Source organism: Burkholderia sp. BCC0044 (assembly GCF_902832955.1).
Taxonomy (GTDB): Bacteria; Pseudomonadota; Gammaproteobacteria; order Burkholderiales; family Burkholderiaceae; genus Burkholderia.
Genome location: NZ_CADFDO010000003.1, coordinates 1,054,020 through 1,071,028, shown reverse-complemented (window position 1 = coordinate 1,071,028; position 17,009 = coordinate 1,054,020). Strand labels below are relative to the sequence as shown.

Annotated in this window: 15 protein-coding genes; 5 read left to right on the top strand and 10 right to left on the bottom strand. The window is 68.0% G+C overall.

The annotated features are described in order from the left end of the window. Nucleotides 1–230: 230 nt before the first annotated feature. The 4 genes from HWX14_RS21785 to HWX14_RS21770 all read right to left on the bottom strand — a co-directional run bounded on the left by HWX14_RS21785 (nucleotide 231) and on the right by HWX14_RS21770 (nucleotide 3,043). A complete protein-coding gene (locus HWX14_RS21785; protein WP_175884433.1) occupies nucleotides 231–536 on the bottom strand; it encodes an H-NS histone family protein in 306 nt (101 codons plus the stop codon). A 103-nt stretch (nucleotides 537–639) separates the two neighbouring features. After that, nucleotides 640–912: a hypothetical protein gene (locus HWX14_RS21780; protein WP_175884432.1), complete on the bottom strand. Its 273-nt coding sequence runs from the start codon at nucleotides 910–912 to the stop codon at nucleotides 640–642. 61 nt (nucleotides 913–973) lie between these two features. Beyond that, the gene (locus tag HWX14_RS21775; protein ID WP_175884431.1) at nucleotides 974–1,501 is read right to left on the bottom strand and encodes a BON domain-containing protein; all 528 of its coding nucleotides are present in this window, start codon (nucleotides 1,499–1,501) and stop codon (nucleotides 974–976) included. 54 nt (nucleotides 1,502–1,555) lie between these two features. Further along, nucleotides 1,556–3,043, bottom strand: a complete 1,488-nt coding sequence (locus HWX14_RS21770; RefSeq protein ID WP_175884430.1) for a sigma 54-interacting transcriptional regulator — start codon at nucleotides 3,041–3,043, stop codon at nucleotides 1,556–1,558. 326 nt (nucleotides 3,044–3,369) lie between these two features. Between HWX14_RS21770 and HWX14_RS21765 the strand changes: the two genes are divergently transcribed. Together HWX14_RS21765 and HWX14_RS21760 are read left to right on the top strand one after the other, a co-directional pair. After that, on the top strand, nucleotides 3,370–4,773 hold the full coding sequence (locus HWX14_RS21765; protein WP_050013360.1) for a GntP family permease: 1,404 nt from the start codon (nucleotides 3,370–3,372) through the stop codon (nucleotides 4,771–4,773). A gap of 343 nt (nucleotides 4,774–5,116) precedes the next feature. Then, nucleotides 5,117–5,368 (top strand): DUF4148 domain-containing protein, encoded by a 252-nt coding sequence (locus tag HWX14_RS21760; RefSeq protein WP_175884429.1) that lies wholly within the window; start codon nucleotides 5,117–5,119, stop codon nucleotides 5,366–5,368. Between the two features lie 39 nt (nucleotides 5,369–5,407). Here the strand turns inward: HWX14_RS21760 and HWX14_RS21755 are convergent, their stop codons facing one another. Next, entirely contained in the window at nucleotides 5,408–7,003 is a 1,596-nt protein-coding gene (locus HWX14_RS21755) for a thioredoxin family protein (protein ID WP_175884428.1), read from the bottom strand. A 251-nt stretch (nucleotides 7,004–7,254) separates the two neighbouring features. Then, a complete protein-coding gene (locus tag HWX14_RS21750; RefSeq protein WP_175884427.1) occupies nucleotides 7,255–7,755 on the bottom strand; it encodes a GNAT family N-acetyltransferase in 501 nt (166 codons plus the stop codon). A gap of 591 nt (nucleotides 7,756–8,346) precedes the next feature. Here HWX14_RS21750 and HWX14_RS21745 point away from each other — a divergent pair. The 3 genes from HWX14_RS21745 (at nucleotide 8,347) to HWX14_RS21735 (ending at nucleotide 12,392) form a co-directional block, all read left to right on the top strand. Beyond that, nucleotides 8,347–10,692, top strand: a complete 2,346-nt coding sequence (locus HWX14_RS21745) for a phospholipase C, phosphocholine-specific (protein ID WP_175884426.1) — start codon at nucleotides 8,347–8,349, stop codon at nucleotides 10,690–10,692. Between the two features lie 276 nt (nucleotides 10,693–10,968). Next, the gene (locus HWX14_RS21740; protein WP_059581751.1) at nucleotides 10,969–11,238 is read left to right on the top strand and encodes a hypothetical protein; all 270 of its coding nucleotides are present in this window, start codon (nucleotides 10,969–10,971) and stop codon (nucleotides 11,236–11,238) included. Nucleotides 11,239–11,399: 161 nt separating this feature from the next. Continuing rightward, on the top strand, nucleotides 11,400–12,392 hold the full coding sequence (locus tag HWX14_RS21735; protein WP_175884425.1) for a DedA family protein/thiosulfate sulfurtransferase GlpE: 993 nt from the start codon (nucleotides 11,400–11,402) through the stop codon (nucleotides 12,390–12,392). Between the two features lie 55 nt (nucleotides 12,393–12,447). Here the strand turns inward: HWX14_RS21735 and HWX14_RS21730 are convergent, their stop codons facing one another. From HWX14_RS21730 to HWX14_RS21715, 4 genes are all read right to left on the bottom strand, one after another. Beyond that, entirely contained in the window at nucleotides 12,448–13,920 is a 1,473-nt protein-coding gene (locus tag HWX14_RS21730) for an OprD family outer membrane porin (RefSeq protein WP_175884424.1), read from the bottom strand. Between the two features lie 163 nt (nucleotides 13,921–14,083). Then, nucleotides 14,084–15,103 carry an oligopeptide/dipeptide ABC transporter ATP-binding protein gene (locus HWX14_RS21725; protein ID WP_175884423.1) on the bottom strand — a complete coding sequence of 340 codons (1,020 nt, stop codon included), beginning with the start codon at nucleotides 15,101–15,103 and terminating at the stop codon, nucleotides 14,084–14,086. Next, entirely contained in the window at nucleotides 15,100–16,092 is a 993-nt protein-coding gene (locus HWX14_RS21720) for an ABC transporter ATP-binding protein (protein ID WP_175884422.1), read from the bottom strand. The genes HWX14_RS21725 and HWX14_RS21720 overlap by 4 nt, the downstream gene beginning before the upstream one ends. Before the next feature lie 2 nt (nucleotides 16,093–16,094). Continuing rightward, the gene (locus HWX14_RS21715; RefSeq protein ID WP_175884421.1) at nucleotides 16,095–16,997 is read right to left on the bottom strand and encodes an ABC transporter permease subunit; all 903 of its coding nucleotides are present in this window, start codon (nucleotides 16,995–16,997) and stop codon (nucleotides 16,095–16,097) included. Between the last annotated feature and the right edge of the window lie 12 nt (nucleotides 16,998–17,009).

Below are 17,009 nucleotides of genomic sequence, written 5' to 3'. Positions count from 1 at the left end.
GCATGCCAATGCGCGTGCATCGCGCCATTACGCGGTTGTTTACGGGAATTCCCCGCAATATGCAGCCGGATCGCGGCGAATTCGCAAAACGGGATCCGTTAATTGCGCGGCATTGCACTTCAATTCGGCGGGGAAAATCGCGTGACGATTGCGCCAAAACAAAACGGTGCGAAAGCCGCATGGCCGTTCGCACCGTCAGTCGGCACACGAAAGGTGAGAATTTTCGGGAGTCAGTCCTTGATCAGGAAACGTCCGCGATTCTTGCCGAGCCATGCCGGCGCGCGCCCGCGGCCACTCCACGTTTCGCCCGTCTTCGGGTTCAGGTACTTCGGCGGCAAGGTGCGCTTGGGCTTCGCGGCGGCAGCGGCGGCGGCCGATCCTGCCGGGAGAAAACCGAGCTCTTCCGGCGTAATGTCGTATTCGTCGATTTTCGCGCGGATATGCGCAATCGCGTCGGCAATCGCTTTTTCGCGTTCCTTGTCGATCTTTTGCTGAAGCCGTTCGAGCTGCGCGCTCAGTTGCCTGTAGGTCGCCATATGGATGGGACTCCGTGAGTGTTATTCGTGAAAAACAAGTGACTCAAAGCAAGCAGAAAAGCGCTTCACCCGATCGTGGTCTCCTCAGCCGGTCATTTCGGGATCAATAACCGCTCTTCTTCTTGCATGCGAAGAGAAGATTTCGCACGGCGTCATCCGTCGATTGCTGGATCACGTCGAAATCTCCGTTGCACATGGCCCGGGCATTGTCCGTGCAATTGCTCCAGTCGCTGCCGGTGCATCGCACCTGAGTGGTCGGGCGCCCGTCCGAAGTGAACAGCGGCGCACTGCCACCGCACCCGCCGAGCCCTGCAACCAGAGCCAACATCACGGCCGCCCGAGGCCACCGACAGACCGACGCAAGCATGTGTTTCATTGTTCTTCCCGTCAACCTTTTTTTGAATGTCGCGAGTATGCCATGGGCAGCCCTTCGGCCGTCAGTCCGGCGCGCGGTCGGGTTGGCCGCGCGCCTTGTACGGCAAGCGCTTGCGCGGATCGTCGGTGATGCGAACGAAAACCTGCTCGACGTCCGGAAGCGCCTCGAATTCGCGTTGCAGCGCCTGGCGATCGAGCGTCGTATCCGCGCATCCTTCGACGTAGATGAACCGTCGCTGCACGGTGATCCACAGGCTCGTGCCGCGCAGACGATCGGAGCCGGCGAAGTGCGCCTTCGCCGCATCGGCGATCGACGCGTCATACATATACGAGTTCGGCCTCGTGCAGCGATGGGCGAGCCAGCAGGTCGTGCCGCGTTCGGCGCGGTAGTGCGCATCGTCCGTCATCTCGGCGCGCGTCATCCACGGGCCGAGCGGCAACGGGCATTCGGCGACGTCCTGCGACAGCGCGACGAACGGATCGTTGTACCAGTTGCGCCGCGCATCGGGCGCGTCGGTGTTGCCGGCCTGCGCGAGCGCGGCGCTCGCCAGCAACATGGTCAGCCACCCTGCGATGCCGATCCGCTTCATCGTGATCTCCTGTTCGATGCGTTACATCGGGCCGCATCGGCGTCGCCGATCGGCCTACCGGTCGATACCGAGCGCCGCCAGTTTCTTGTACAGCGTCGCACGGCCGATGCCGATACGCGCGGCCGCTTCGACGACCTTGCCGTCACAAGCCGCCAGCGCATCGGTCAGGAACTGACGCTCCCACGCCGCCAGTGCATCGGCATACGAAGCGGCCGGCGCACCGGATGCCGTCGACGCATCGCCCACGCGCGGTTCGGCCGGCACCGCGGCAACCCGCTGCGCCGGCGCCGCGCCGTCCGGCGACACGCGCACCGGCCCGAGAAACGGCGCGAGCGCGCGCGCATCGATCACCGAACGGTCCGACAGCATCAGCGCGCGTTCGAGCGTATTGCGCAACTCGCGCACGTTGCCGGGCCACGGATACGCGCACAGCATCCGCAACGCATCGTCGGTCAGCTCGCAGTGCGCGGCACGCCCGTGCTGGGCGGCCAGCTCCTCGAGCGTCGCGTAGACGAGCGCCGCGATGTCGGATGCGCGCTCGCGCAGCGGCGGCGCATGGATCGTCAGCACGTTCAGCCGGTAATAGAGATCCGCGCGAAAACGCCCGGCCGCCACGAGCGCCGGCAGGTCAGCCGACGTGGCGGCGATGATGCGCACGTCCGCGCGCACGATCCGGTTCGAGCCGACCGGCTCGAACTCCTTGTCCTGCAACACGCGCAGCAGCTTGCCCTGCAACGGCAGCGGCATGTCGCCGATCTCGTCGAGAAACAGCGTGCCGCGATCGGCCAGCTCGAACTTGCCGACGCGGCCCTTGCGATCGGCGCCGGTATACGCGCCCGGCGCCGCGCCGAAGAATTCGGTTTCGAGCAGCGTGTCGGGAATCGCGGCGACGTTGACGGTCACGAGCGGCTGGAGCGCACGCGCCGACGCCGCGTGAATCGCGTGGGCGAGCAGCTCCTTGCCGGTGCCCGTCTCGCCGAGCAGCAGCACCGGCGAATCGACCTGCGCCGCGCGGCGCGCCTGGCGCTTGGTTTCGAGACTCGCGGCGCTCGTGCCGACGAAGCTCGCGAACGTGTATTTCGCGCGGCGCGCCTGCGCGAGCGAGCGCTGTGTCGCGATCAGCTGCTGCTGAAGCTGCGCGTAGCGGGAAAAAATCGGCGTGAGCGTCTTCAACTGGTCGAACAGCGCGAAGCCGATCGCGCCGACCGTCTCGCCGGCCTCGTTCTTCAACGGCAGGCGCGTGACGACGAGCGGCTCGCGGCCCGTCTCCATGATGTCGAGCAGGATCGGCTGTCCGGTCGACACGACCTCGCGCATCAGGCTGTTCGGGATCACGGCCTCGCAGTCGAGGCCGACGGCCTGCTGCGGATCGGCGAAACCGAAGCGCGCCGCGTAACGCTCGTTCATCCACACGACGCGTGCATCGCGATCGACCACCACCGTGCCCGCACTCGAATCCTCGAAGGTCCGGAACAGCGACTCGGCGGCGCGCCGCAGCACGTCGCCGTAGTTGACGGGCAGGCGGGCCCAGTCGTTCATCATCGTGTCGTCGTCTCCGTGTATTTTCGACCGGATGTCTCCGGAACGAGACGGATTATCTCACTCTGGAGACACGCCGCAATGCATTGTCCGGGAAAGCCCTGCCCGATTTCGAGGGCTGGCCGGATGGCCAAAACGTCTCCGGATGGAGACGTTTTATGTAGAATCGTCAGACTTGGACCGGCGCGGGCCCGCCGGCTCCCGGCGGACCCACGTCCGGCGGCGCAATCCGGCCGATGGCACGAAACCTGCACGAACCTGAACCGGTCCGCGGCGCATCGCGCGATCGAACAACAACCAAAGCCATTCCAAGCTTTTAGGAGACTCCCTTGTCTTTCGTGATCGTCCTCGCCGCGCTGGCGTTCCTGATGTTCGCCGCGTATCGCGGCTACAGCGTGATCCTGTTCGCGCCGATCGCCGCACTCGGCGCGGTGCTCCTGACCGAACCCGCCGCCGTCGCGCCGGTCTTCTCCGGCATCTTCATGGAGAAGATGGTCGGCTTCGTCAAACTGTATTTCCCGGTCTTCATGCTGGGCGCGGTGTTCGGCAAGGTGATCGAACTGTCCGGGTTCTCCGAGTCGATCGTCCATGCGGCGATCCGCTACATCGGCCGCTCGCGTGCGAATGCGGTGATCGTCGCGGTGTGCGCGCTGCTCACCTATGGCGGCGTGTCGCTGTTCGTCGTGGTGTTCGCGGTGTACCCGTTCGCGGCCGAACTCTATCGCCAGAGCAACATCCCGAAACGGCTGATGCCCGGTGCGATCGCGCTCGGCGCGTTCTCGTTCACAATGGATTCGCTGCCCGGCACGCCGCAGATCCAGAACATCATCCCGACCACGTTCTTCAAGACGACCGCCTGGGCCGCGCCCGCGCTCGGCACGATCGGCTCGCTGTTCATCATCGTCGTCGGCCTCACGTATCTCGAATGGCGCCGCCGTTCGGCGATGGCGAAGGGCGAAGGCTACGGCACGTCGCTCGTCAACGAGCCGGAGCGCGTCGAGGCGAAGGCGCTGCCGCATCCCGCGCTGGCGATCCTGCCGCTGATCCTCGTCGGCGTGTCGAATTTCGCGTTCACGAAGCTGATCCCGCAGTGGTACGGCGCCGCGTCGTACACGGTCGCGCCGGAAGTGCTGCCGGGCGTGCACGCACCGGTCACCACGTCGATCAAGACGGTCGTCGCGATCTGGTCGGTCGAGGCCGCGTTGCTGCTCGGTATCGTGCTGGTCGTGCTGACCGCGTTCAAGCGCGTCAGCGGTCGCTTCGCGGCCGGCTCGAAGGCCGCCGTCGCCGGCGCGCTGCTCGCCGCGATGAACACCGCGTCGGAATACGGCTTCGGCGGCGTGATCGCCGCGCTGCCGGGCTTCCTCGTCGTCAGCGATGCGCTGAAGAGCATCCCGAACCCGCTCGTCAACGCGGCCGTGTCGGTCAGCTCGCTCGCAGGCATCACAGGCTCGGCGTCCGGCGGCATGAGCATCGCGCTCGCCGCGATGTCGGACCTGTTCATCAAGGGCGCGCAGGCGGCCAACATCCCGATGGACGTGCTGCACCGGGTCGTCGCGATGGCGAGCGGCGGCATGGACACGCTGCCGCACAACGGCGCGGTCATCACGCTGCTCGCGGTCACGGGCCTCACGCACCGCGAGTCGTATCGCGACATCTTCGCGGTCACCATCATCAAGACGCTCGCGGTGTTCTTCGTGATCGCCGTGTACTACGCGACGGGGCTCGTGTAAGCGTCGGCATCGGGGCGGCGCTTCGTACGCCGCCTTCCCGTCTTTCAAGATCGGACCGCATGCGCGCCGGAACGGATTCCGGAAGGCGCATCCGGTCCGATTTCATTTCCTGCGCGTGGAATCAGGTCAATCCGCGCCGCCGTGCTTGCGCCGCGCATGGGACCGGCTGGCTCGCGTTGCGCGGCCTCCCGCCCCCGCCACCCATTGTTACTCGCAGCAAAACACTGCGTTGGGCGCGATCGCATTTTTCGCGCGCCCGCCGCGGCCTACACTGATTTCAACGTCGCGCGGCGCTTCGACGAACGAAGCGCCGCGACTTACCGGAATCGTGGAGGTCCCGATCATGAAGCGCCTGATCCATACCGTTGCCATTGCCCTGGCCGTCTCGGCCCCGCTCGCCGCGCAGGCCCAGTCGAACCCGCCGCTCACGCGCGCGCAGGTCCACGCCGAAGTCAAGGCACTGAAGCAGGCCGGCTTCCAGTCGAGCGACTGGTTCTATCCGGCCAGCATCGTATCCGCCGAAGCGAAAATCGCCCGCGAGCACGACGCCGGATATGGCAGCGATCGCGGCGCGTCGTCGGAGTCGGGCCGATAACGGATCGTCCGGCCCGCTCGACGACGCCTCCGTGCGCCGTCACGCCTTCACGGGCTGGATCAGCTTCGCGCACGCCGCCGCCTGCGGATCGCCGGCAGGCAGCTTCCCGCACACGCCGTCGAACTGCTTCACGACCGTCCTGACCGACGCGTCGTGTGCGCCACTGCCGCGCCAGCGGTTCAGCTGCGTGACGACCTTGGTCAGCGCGCGCAGGTTCGCGCCGTAGAACGCGTCGCGGGTCTTGTCGGCCTGCGCGAGCACGCTGGCCGCAATCCCTTCGATGCGCGCCGAATCGTCCGGCGCCAGTTCGACCGCATTCGCGAAGTAAGTCGCGCCCCAGCGCAGCTTCGTCGCCGGCCCGCTCGCCGCGTCGTACGCCTTGCGATACCAGTCGAGCGCGGCCGCCTTGTCGCCGCGCGCCTTCGCGTTCGCGGCCAGACCCGACATGAAGTAGTACGGCGTGGACGAACGCGGCAGCTCGGCCTTCAGCAACGCATCCGATTCGTCGTACAGCCCCGCGTCGGTCAGCGTGTCCGCGCCCTCGCTGACGAGCGCCTGACGCTCGTACGCGTTCGCCGCGCCCTGCACCGACGCGGCGATCTGCTTGCGCGCGGTGTCGGCCAGCGCCGGTGCGGCGAACGGTGCGCCCTTGCGTGCGTCGCCGCGCGCGAGCAGCACGCGGCCGTGCAGCGCCATCAGCCGGTCGATCGACGACAGCGTGGTGTCGGTCGACAGGCGCGCCAGTGCCGCGTCGTACGCGCCGCGCAGCTTCGTGCGCTGCGCGTCGTCGCCGCCGAGATACGCGACCACGCGCGCGGGCGCCGCGACCAGCACGTCCGAATCGGCCCGCGACAGCGCGGCATCGCGCAGCACCGCGCGCAGCGAATCGGCGAGCGCGGCCTTGTCGAGCGCACCGGCCTGCGTCGGGTCGTCCGACGCGGCGACCACCGCCGACTTCAGCGCAAAGCGCGCCGCTTCGGCTTTCGCACCGGCCGCCCGCGCGCGTTGCGCGAGCGACTGCAGCGTCTCGGCGACACGATCGGCCGGCACCGGCAACGCGCCGTCGGTATCCCATGAATAGTCGGCCAGCAGGCGCCATTCGTCCGGCGTCAGCGCCGCGCCGTTCTTCAGCGCGGTCGCGAGCGTCTGCCGCACCGGATGCGCGGCCGTCATCCCGAGCGACAGCGCCTGCATGTAGCGGTCGAGATCGGCTTCGCCCGGCAGCCGCGTCACTTCGGTGCCGTCGGGGCGGAACAGGATCATCGTCGGATAGCCGTGCACCTTGAAACGCTCGCCGAGCTTCTGCGCGCTTTCGGTATCGCCGTCGAGATACACGGGCACGAAGAACGACGAGCGCGTCTTGAATGCCTGCTGGCTGAAGATCGTCGACTTCACCTGGTTGCACGACGGGCACCATACCGCGCCCCAGTACAGCAGCAGCGGCTTGCCCTCGCGCTTCGCGAGCGCGAACGCGGCATCGACGTCGCCGTGTTGCCACGCGATGCCCGGCGGCAGATGCGCACCGCCGGACGATGCGCTGGCCACCGGCGCACCCGCGGGCGTGGCAGCGGCAAGCGCCGCACCGGCGGCAGCGAACAGGCAGGCGGCGGTGAGCGTGCGGAGAATGGTTTTCATCGAAGCGGGTTCCGTTGAAAAAGACGGTTTCAGGGAGATGCCGCGCACGCAACGAGGGCCGTGAAGCGATGACGATGAGGCCGGCCGACCTGCAGCGCCGCGCATGCATCGATACGGAAAAGCGAAGCCGGCCGCAGCGACCGGCAAATCGTTCGACGATACGACGGGTACAGCCGAAGGAAAACGAACGAATTCTCGATTGGATATGACGCGCGGCAGCGTGCGCCGTCACGTCCGCGACGGCCGGCCTTTCATTGCCGCGCCTTGAGCCGCGCCATGTGATACACGGACGCATGCACGCCGTCGCGCAACGCGTAATCCGGCGATTCGCCTTCGATGCGGAAACCGTGTTTCTCGTAGAGCGAGATCGCCGCGCGGTTGTCGGTGAACACGGTCAGCTCCAGACGCGTGACGTTCAGCCAGTTCTCCGCGAGATCGATCGCGGCCGCGAGCAGCCGGCCGCCGATGCCGCGCCCGTGACGGGTCGCGTCGACCATCATGCCGAGCGCCGCCGCGTGGCGCCGGCGCGGATTCGGCTCGGGATGCAGGCCGAGATGGCCGACCACCGTCCCGTCGATTTCGGCGACGAGGCTCACGCCGTGCTCGCGCACGTCGTCGAGCCGCTTCTGCCATTTTTCGAGCGACGGAAACGGCTGTTGCAACGTATTCATGTACACCGCGGGATGCGCGGCAATCTGCCGGATCGCGTCGACGTCGTGCGCCTCGCTGTGCCGGATTCTGATATCGGTCATGGGTGGGCCGGTTCCGAAAAGTCGCGCCGACGGCGCGGACTGCGCAAGCGCGCAGCAACGCATCGAGCTTAGCCGATTTCACGCATTTGAAACACGGATGTCACGCGGTCGCACGCCCGGTTGCATCCGCAACGAAACGCATTCACGCCATCCCGCAGAATCCGGAAAATTCTGACCGGTCACACCTGCGTCGATCGGTAATTTCTGACCGTCTTCAAGCTCGCATCGCGCCTGAACGAATCGTTGCGCACGCAACGTCACGCGCGCGACATGCGATGTCATTTCTTCATCACGTCGACGTCATGTCGACTCCCTAGACTGGGCGCCGCCCCAGCCCGGCATGCGCCGAGCCGGTGTGTGCCGACACCTGCTCCGCGCATCACGAGCGCGCGGCGCACGGGATCGCGACGACGAGGCCGCGGCATCCGCGCGACGTCGGGCATCGGGCATCGGGCCCGATACGCACACCGCCGCGACGCGCGGCCGACGCCCCGAACACGCACGCATCGGCGCTCGCCCCGGGGCGGGACGACGCCCGGGCACGACCAGACGCACTCACGAACGCTCCCACCCTCACAGGATCCGAACGCCATGACGTCACGCCGCAAATTCCTTCAGCAGACCGCCGGCTCCGGCCTCGCCGCCGCCGCGCTGTCCGCGTTTCCGCCGAGCATCCGCCGCGCGCTCGCGATTCCCGCCTTCCACGAAACGGGGACCATCCAGGACGTCAAGCACGTCGTGCTGCTGATGATGGAGAACCGCGCGTTCGACAGTTACTTCGGCACGTTCAAGGGCGTGCGCGGCTATGGCGACCGCTTCGCGGTGCCGTCGCCGAACGGCCGCGACGTGTTCTACCAGGCATACACGAAGGCGACGCCCGCCGCGACCGTGACGCCGTATCACCTCGACGCGCGCCAGGGCAACGCGCAGCGCGCGGGCGGCACGCCGCACACGTGGGCCGATGCGCAGGCCGCGTGGGATCACGGCCGGATGAACCGCTGGCCCGACGCGAAGACGCCGCTGTCGATGGGCTATTACGACGCGGCCGAAGTGCCGTTCCAGCGCGCGCTCGCCGATGCGTTCACGCTGTGCGACCACTACCACTGCGGGATGCACACGGGCACGATCGCGAACCGCCTGTTCTACTGGAGCGGCACCAACGGCCCGAACGGCGTCAGCCCGGCCGACGGCAGCCGCGTGAAGATCGCCGCGCTGAACAACCAGTTCAACGGCGGCAACGACATCGGCCCGTCGAGCCAGGGCTGGACCTGGACGACCTATGCCGACCGGCTGCAACAGGCCGGCGTGAACTGGAAGGTCTACCAGAGCCTGATCGACAATTTCGGCTGCAACGAGATGATGAGCTTCCGCCACTGGCGCGCGGCGATCGAGCAGATGCCGGCCGCGCGCCGGCCCGCGTACGTCGCGTCGACCGACATCACGCAGCCGGTGACGGCGGCCGGCGCGTTCTACGACCCGGCGATCGACGATCCGCTGAGCCCGCTCGCGAAGGGCTTCGGCAACACGATGCCGTACGGCTTTCTCGAAACGTTCCGCGACGACATCCGCGACGGCAAGCTGCCGCAAGTGTCGTGGATCATCCCGCCGTCCGCGTACAGCGAACACCCGGGGCCGTCGAGCCCCGCGCAGGGCGGCTGGTACGTGCAGGCCGTGCTCGATGCGCTGACGGCGAACCCGGAGGTCTGGAGCAAGACCGTGCTGCTGGTCAACTACGACGAGAACGACGGCTTCTTCGACCACATGCCGTCGCCGGCCGTGCCGTCGCGCAACACCGACGGCACGCTCGCGGGCGGCCATACGCTGCCGGCCGCCGACGTCGCGGCCGAGTACCACGACTTCGCGCCCGCCACGTCGAGCCAGCCGGCCATCGATGGCCGTCCGTACGGCCCGGGCCCGCGCGTGCCGATGTGGATCGTGTCGCCATGGAGCCGCGGCGGCTGGGTCAACTCGCAGGTGTTCGACCATACGTCGACGCTGCGCTTCCTCGAGCAGCGCTTCGGCGTCGCGGAGCCGCAGATCAGCGCGTACCGCCGCGCGGTGTGCGGCGACCTGACGAGCGCGTTCAACTTCCGCACGCCGAACGACGAGCCGCTGCCGACGCTCGCGGGCCGTTCGACGAAAAGCCAGGTCGACGCGCTGAGCGCCGCGCAGCAAACCGCGCCCAAGATCGTGCCGCCCGCCACGCCCGCGCTGCCCGCGCAGGCCACCGGCGTGCGCCCGTCGCGCGCGCTGCCGTACGAGCTGCATGCGAGCGCGCGCACCGATGCCGGCGCCGGCACGGTCACGCTGAAGTTCGCGAACACCGGCCGCGCGGCCGCCGTGTTTCACGTCTATGACAAGCTGCACCTCGACCGGCTGCCGCGGCGCTACGTCGTCGAGCCGGGCAAAAAGCTGCACGGCGACTGGGCCGCGCGCGCCGACGATGGCGGTAAATATGACCTGTGGGTGCTCGGCCCGAACGGCTTTCACCGCCGCTTCACCGGCGACCTGAGCCGCGTGGCCGGCGCGCGCGCGCCGCAGCCGGAAGTGCGCGTCGGCTATGCGGGCGCGAGCGGCAACCTCCACCTGCGGCTGCGCAACGACGGCGGCGGCACGGTGCGCTTCACGGTGAAGTCGAACCAGGTCTACGGGCCGCTGTCGGGGCGCGGCGCAAACGACGGCCACGGTCATGGCCACGGCAACGAAAACGGCAACGGCCAGGGCAACGGTCACGGCACCGGCACCACGTGGACCGTCACGGTGCACGCCGGCGACCAGTCCGAACTGCACTGGAAGCTCGACTCGACCGGCCATTGGTACGACTTCATCGTCACCGCCGACAGCGACGCAAGCTTCTCGCGCCGCGTGGCCGGCCGCGTGGAAACCGGCCGCCACTCGGTCAGCGACCCGGCGATGGGGCTCGCCGACCGCTTCTGACGCCGCCGTGGCGACGCGCAGTCCAGCGCGTGTCGCCGCCCGCGTCGGCGGGGCCGCGCACACCGCTCGGGTACCGGTTCCGGCCGGCGCCCGATCCGGCGGAGACGCCCGCCCGGCGCGGCTCAAACATCAGAAGGATAAGTGGTATAGCCCTCTTTTCGTCCCCACGAAAATGCTCCGTGTCACGGCCCGTTCGCGTTAAACTGCGTCAAGCTGTATTCAACAAAGACATCTTTGCCGCCACGGCATCCACGACACGACACGAGGATAGGTTCGATGCGCACTACCGGCTCATCCGGGGCAATGACCCTGCTCACCGAACACGACGCGGCCGACGGTCGCGAACTGCGCTCCCTCCGGCTCGAAGCAACGGGCGACGGCAAGAGCGTGCTGCTGATCGAGGTCGACGAACGCAAGCCCGGCATCCACCGCGAGGTTCGCTACGAGATCACCCCGGCCGAACTGATCGCGGCGATCCGCTCGCACGGCGCCGAGTTGCCCGGCGAAAACCACGGCGCCGCATCGCTCGCCCGTACGCCTTCCTGATTCCGAACGGTGAGCCGCGTGCAACGCGCCGGCTCACCCGCATCCCCCTGCCGCCGTCAGGCGCTTTTGCGTCATTCCCGCCGCTGTCTTGAAAAAGGCCGATAATCGGCCCATCTGCGTTTCCCGCCCACGCATTTTCTTTTCCTTTTCGGCCAGCCGTCATGCTCCGTGACCTCGTCGCCCAGTACGGGCCGCTTCTCGTGTTCGCCAACGTGCTCGCGGCGGCCATCGGCCTGCCGGTGCCCGCGATGCCGACGCTCGTGCTGTTCGGCGCGATGTCCGCGATGCACCCGGCGATGATCGGCTCGCAGCTCGTGACGGTCGTCGTGCTGTCGGTGCTCGGCGCGCTGATCGGCGACACGGTCTGGTACGTCGCCGGGCGGCGTTACGGCGGCACGACGCTGAAGACGATCTGCCGGCTGTCGCTGTCGCGCGATACCTGCGTGAAAAAGACCGAGCGCTTCTTCGGCCGCTACGGCGTGCGCGTGCTCGCGGTCGCGCGCTTCATTCCGGGGTTGTCGCTGGTGTCAGTGCCGATGGCCGGCGCGCTCGGCACGCGCTATCGGACGTTCGCCGGCTACGATGCGCTCGGCGCCGCGCTGTGGACGATCGTCGGGCTGCTGGCCGGCCTCGTGTTCTACCGGCAGATCGACTGGCTGTTCGCCGGCGCGAGCCGCCTCGGCCACGCGGTGCTGCTGGTCATCGTCGCGCTGCTCGCGATCTACGCGGCCGTGCGGTGGATGCGCCGCCGCGCGCTGATCCGCCAGCTCGCGAATGCACGGATAGGCGTCGACGAACTCGACGTGCTGCTGCGCGACACGGCCGCGCCGGTGGTGCTCGACGTCCGCTCGCCCGAGCATCGCAAGCTCGACCCGTTCACGATTCCCGGTGCGCAGTTCGCCGACGAGCGCCAGATCGGCGACATCGTCGCGCGCTATCCGCTCACGCAGAAATTCGTCGTGTATTGCTCGTGCCCGAACGAAGTGACGGCCGCGCTGATGGCGAAGCGCCTGCTCGATGCAGGCTTCACCGATGCGCTCGCGCTGCGCGGCGGCCTCGACGCGTGGCGCGATACGGGCCGCCAGCTCACGTCGCTCGTGGAAGAAACGCCCGCGGCGAACGATTCCGTCGCGGGCTGGCACAAGCCGGCCTGATCGCACCGATCGCAGGCCGGCTTGCACGACACGGGGGGCCTTGCGCCCCCTTCGCTCAGAACGCGTGCAGCGGCAGGTTCACGACCAGACGGTACTCCGTGTTCGTCGCGTCCGAGTAGTGGGCCGAACCGTTGTGCCACATCGCGATGAACGTGACCTTCGTGTTCTTCAGCTTGCCGCTCTGGAACGTGTACGACGGGATGAAGCCGAACTCGTGGTGACGGCCCTGCACCGGCGCGCCGTTGCTCCAGTAGATGCTCGACTTGCTCGGGTCGTTGGCCGCGCCCGCGCTGCCGTCCGCGCCCCAGCCCGTCACGCCCCACACCATCGCCTTGAAGCCCGGCAGGCCCGCTTCCTTGCCGTAGAACGTGTAACGCAGCTGCAGCGATTTTTCGTGCGGCGCGTTGTAGTCGACGTCCATCGAGTTGGTCAGGAAGATGCCGTTCGTTTCGTTCAGGTAGTCGAAGAACTGGTCGCCGAGCACGTGCTGGAAGCCGAGCAGCAGCTCGTGCGGGCCGTGCTGCGCGGCCAGCGACAGGCTGTACGCGTTGTTGTTGATCTTGCCTTGCAGCGCATCGCCCGTGTCGTGCGTCGAGTAGACGTTGCCGAAGCCGGTCCACTTGATCGTCTGCGGGCTGCCGATGCTGTGCTTCACCGACGCGTAGTACTGGTGCCACACGTCGTCGGCCTGGTTCGCGTACAGCGCGACTTCGCCGTTCGGCGAGTAGTCCCACGTGCCGCCGACATACGACAGGCGATTGATGCGCGTGCCGCCGTATTGCGTCGTCAGGTTGGTGAGCGTCGTGTGACCGCGCGCGTCGGTCTTCGTGAAGCTGCCGGCCTCGAGCATCACGTTCTTGAATTCATTGCTGACGAGCGTCGCGCCGAGGAACGTCGGCGGCAGCGCGCGGTTGTCGTGCTGTTCCATGAACGGGTTGTCGACGGCCTGCAGACCGTACTTGACCACCGTGTTCGAGATGCGCGCCTTGATGTCGTAGATGCCCGGGTAGGCCCATGCGAGCTGGTTGCCGCCGCCGCCGCCCTTCGCGATGTGCACCATGCTGCCGGCGCCCTGGCCGCCGTCGAGCTTCAGCGCCGCATACAGCGACGCATCGAAGCCGATCCCGATCAGGCCGGTCGTGTAGCCCGACTCGAAGTTCGCCATCGCGCCCTGGACCCACGCATGGCGATGCGGCCCGCCCTTGTTGTCGAGCACGTCCGCATAGTTGCGGAACAGGAAGTCGAGATGGCTGTCGGCGATGAAGCCGTTCGATTTCGACTGCGCCGACGGCTCGTCGGGCGGCGTGACGGCCTGGGTCGCCTCGGCGTTGATCACGGCGTTCGGGGTCGTTGCCTGCGCAACCGACGTGCCCGACCCGGCGGCCGGTGCGGCCTGCGCGACCGTCAACGGCGCGGGGGCCGCGTCGTCGGCGTGCGCGACGCCCGTCAGCGAGACGCCGGCGAGCGCCGGCAGTCCCCATGCAAGCAGCATCTTCGATGCCGTCCCGATCGTCTTCTGCTTTTTCATCGTAATAATTCTCGTCTTGTGTTGATATCGTCCACGCCGGTCGCGATCCGCTCCCAGCCCCCCGGCGAGCCCGGCTAAGGACGCGCCTGTACCCGCGGCGCGAAGATCGTTCGCGCCGCACCTACCCCTGTTGACCTGCCTTGGTTTTGTTTGCTGCGTTACTTCACGCCGCGCCCGCGCGGATGCACGCGACGCGCGCCGCCGACCCCTGCCGCACTTCCGGCAGCGGCACGTCCTGCGCGCACGCGTCGATCGCGACCGGGCAGCGCGTGCGGAACGCGCAGCCGGACGGCGGGTTGAGCGGCGAGGGCATCTCGCCCGCCAGCAGCATCGGACGGCGAGCACGCTCGCGCGCCGGCTCCGGCGTCGGCGCCGCATCGAGCAGCGCCTTCGTGTACGGGTGTTGCGGCACGCCGTACACGTCATGCCGCGTGCCGAACTCCATCACGCGGCCGAGATACATCACGAGCACGCGCTGGCTGATGGCCTTCACCACCGCCAGGTCGTGCGCGACGAACAGATAGGACAACGACAGTTCGCGTTGCAGATCGCGCAGCAGGTTCACGATCTGCGCCTGGATCGACACGTCGAGCGCCGACACGGGTTCGTCGCAGATCACGAGCTTCGGCTCGCTGATCAGCGCGCGCGCAATGCCGACGCGCTGGCACTGCCCGCCCGAGAATTCATGCGGATAACGCAGCAGGTGATGCGCGTTCAGGCCGACGCGTTCGAGCATCGAGATCACGCGGCGGCGCACTTCGGTACGGCCGAGGCCCGGCTGGTGCGTGACGAGCGGCTCCGCGACGACCTGCTCGATCGTCATGCGCGGATCGAGCGACGCGAGCGGATCCTGGAAGATCATCTGCACTTCGCGCCGCATCGCGGTGCCGCGCAGGTGATCGGGCGCCACGGCCTGGCCGCGCCATTTCACGGTGCCGGCCGTCATCGGCACGAGGCCGATCAACGCGCGCGCGAGCGTCGATTTCCCGCAGCCGGACTCGCCGACGAGCCCGACCGTCTCGCCGCGCTTGACGTCGAACGACACGCCGTCGACCGCGCGCAGCGTGCCCTTCGGCGACCACGGATAACCGCCGAGCGGCACGCGGAAATGCACTTTCAGATCGTCGACGGACAGCAGCGTGTCGTCCGTCGCGCCGGCTTGGCGGCGTTCATCGACGCTCATCGCAGACCTCCCGTCAGATCGGCCAGGGGCCGGTGGCACGCGCGCACCGCGCCCACGGCGCCATAGGTTTCGAGCACCGGGCGCTCGGCGCCGCAGCGTTCTTCCGCATACGTGCAGCGCTTCGCGAACGCGCAGCCGGCCGGCGCGGTGCCGGGCATCGGCGGGTTGCCGGGAATCGCGACGAGCGGCGCATCGTCCGCGTCGGTCAGGCGCGGCAGCGCGTTGAGCAGGCCGATCGTGTACGGATGCGACGGCGCCGCGAAGATCGAGTCGGCCGGCGCGTATTCGACGGTGCGGCCCGCGTACATGACCATCACGTCGTCGGCGAGGCCGGCGACCACGCCCATGTCGTGCGTGATCAGCACGATCGCGGTGCCGCGCTCGCGGTTCAGCTCGCGCAGCAGGTCGATGATCTGCGCCTGCACGGTCACGTCGAGCGCGGTGGTCGGCTCGTCGGCGATCAGGATTTCAGGCTCCGACAACAGCGCCATCGCGATCATCACGCGCTGGCGCATGCCGCCCGAGAACTCGTGCGGATACATGCGGATGCGGCGCGCCGCGTCGGGAATCCGCACCGATTCGAGCGCCTCGATCGCGCGCTTGATGGCTGCCTTGCGCGACAGCTTGCGATGCAGCTGCAGCGTCTCGGTCATCTGCCGCTCGATCGTCAGGAACGGATTGAGCGACGTCATCGGGTCCTGGAAGATCATCGCGATGCGATCGCCGCGCACCGCGTTCAGCGCGCGCGTATCCATGTCGAGCAGGTTGTCGCCGCGGTAGCGCGCGGCGCCGGTCGTCGTGCCGTTGCCGGCCAGCAGGCCGAGCAGCGCCATCACGGTCTGGCTCTTGCCCGAGCCCGATTCGCCGACGATGCCGAGCGTCTTGCCGGCTTCGAGCGAGAACGACACGCCGTTCACGGCGTCGATCGGCGGCGCATCCTTGCGCGTGAAGCGCACGCCGAGGTTTTCAACTTCCAGCAGAGCGGCCATCTTCAGCGATCCTTCGGGTCGAGCGCGTCACGCAGGCCGTCGCCGACGAAGTTCACGCAGTAGAGCGTCACGCACAGCATGACGGCCGGGGCCAGCAGCAGCCACGGCGTCGATTCCAGTTTCTGCGCGCCGTCCTGGATCAGCACGCCCCAGCTCGTCATCGGCTCCTGCACGCCGAGGCCGAGGAACGACAGCACCGATTCGGTCAGCACGATGTTCGGCACCGAGACCGTCGCGTACACGACGACCACGCCGAGCAGGTTCGGCACGACGTGGCGCAGCACGATCGACGTCGGCGTGACACCGATCGCGCGCGCCGCGTCGACGAACTCGCGATTGCGCAGCGACAGCGTCTGGCCGCGCACGACGCGCGCCATGTCGATCCACGAGAACGCGCTGATGGTCAGCACGACCAGCATGAACGAGCGGCCGAACAGGGTCATCATCAGGATCGCGATCAGCAGGTACGGGATCGCGTACATCATGTCGACGACGCGCATCATCACGGAGTCGACGCGGCCGCCCGCGAAGCCCGCGGTCGCGCCCCACGCGACGCCGAACAGGCCCGACACGAGCGTGCCGAGCAGGCCGACCTCGATCGATACGCGGCCGCCGATCAGCGTGCGCACGAGCAGGTCGCGGCCGAGCTCGTCGGTGCCGAACCAGTGCTGGTTCGCCCAGGTCGGCGGCAGGCTGATCGAGGCCCAGTCGCTCGCGGCGGGATCGGCCGCGAGCAGCCACGGGCCGACGAAACAGGCGAGCGTGATCAGCACGAGCAGCGCGAGGCTGAACAGCGCCGCGCGGTTGTGAAGGAAGCGCGCGAACGCGAGCTCGAGCGGCGAGCGCGAACGCGGCGGCGAATCGGTCTGCACGGGCAGGCCGACGGCGGGAGTGGTCGGGGTCATCGCTGTGCCTCG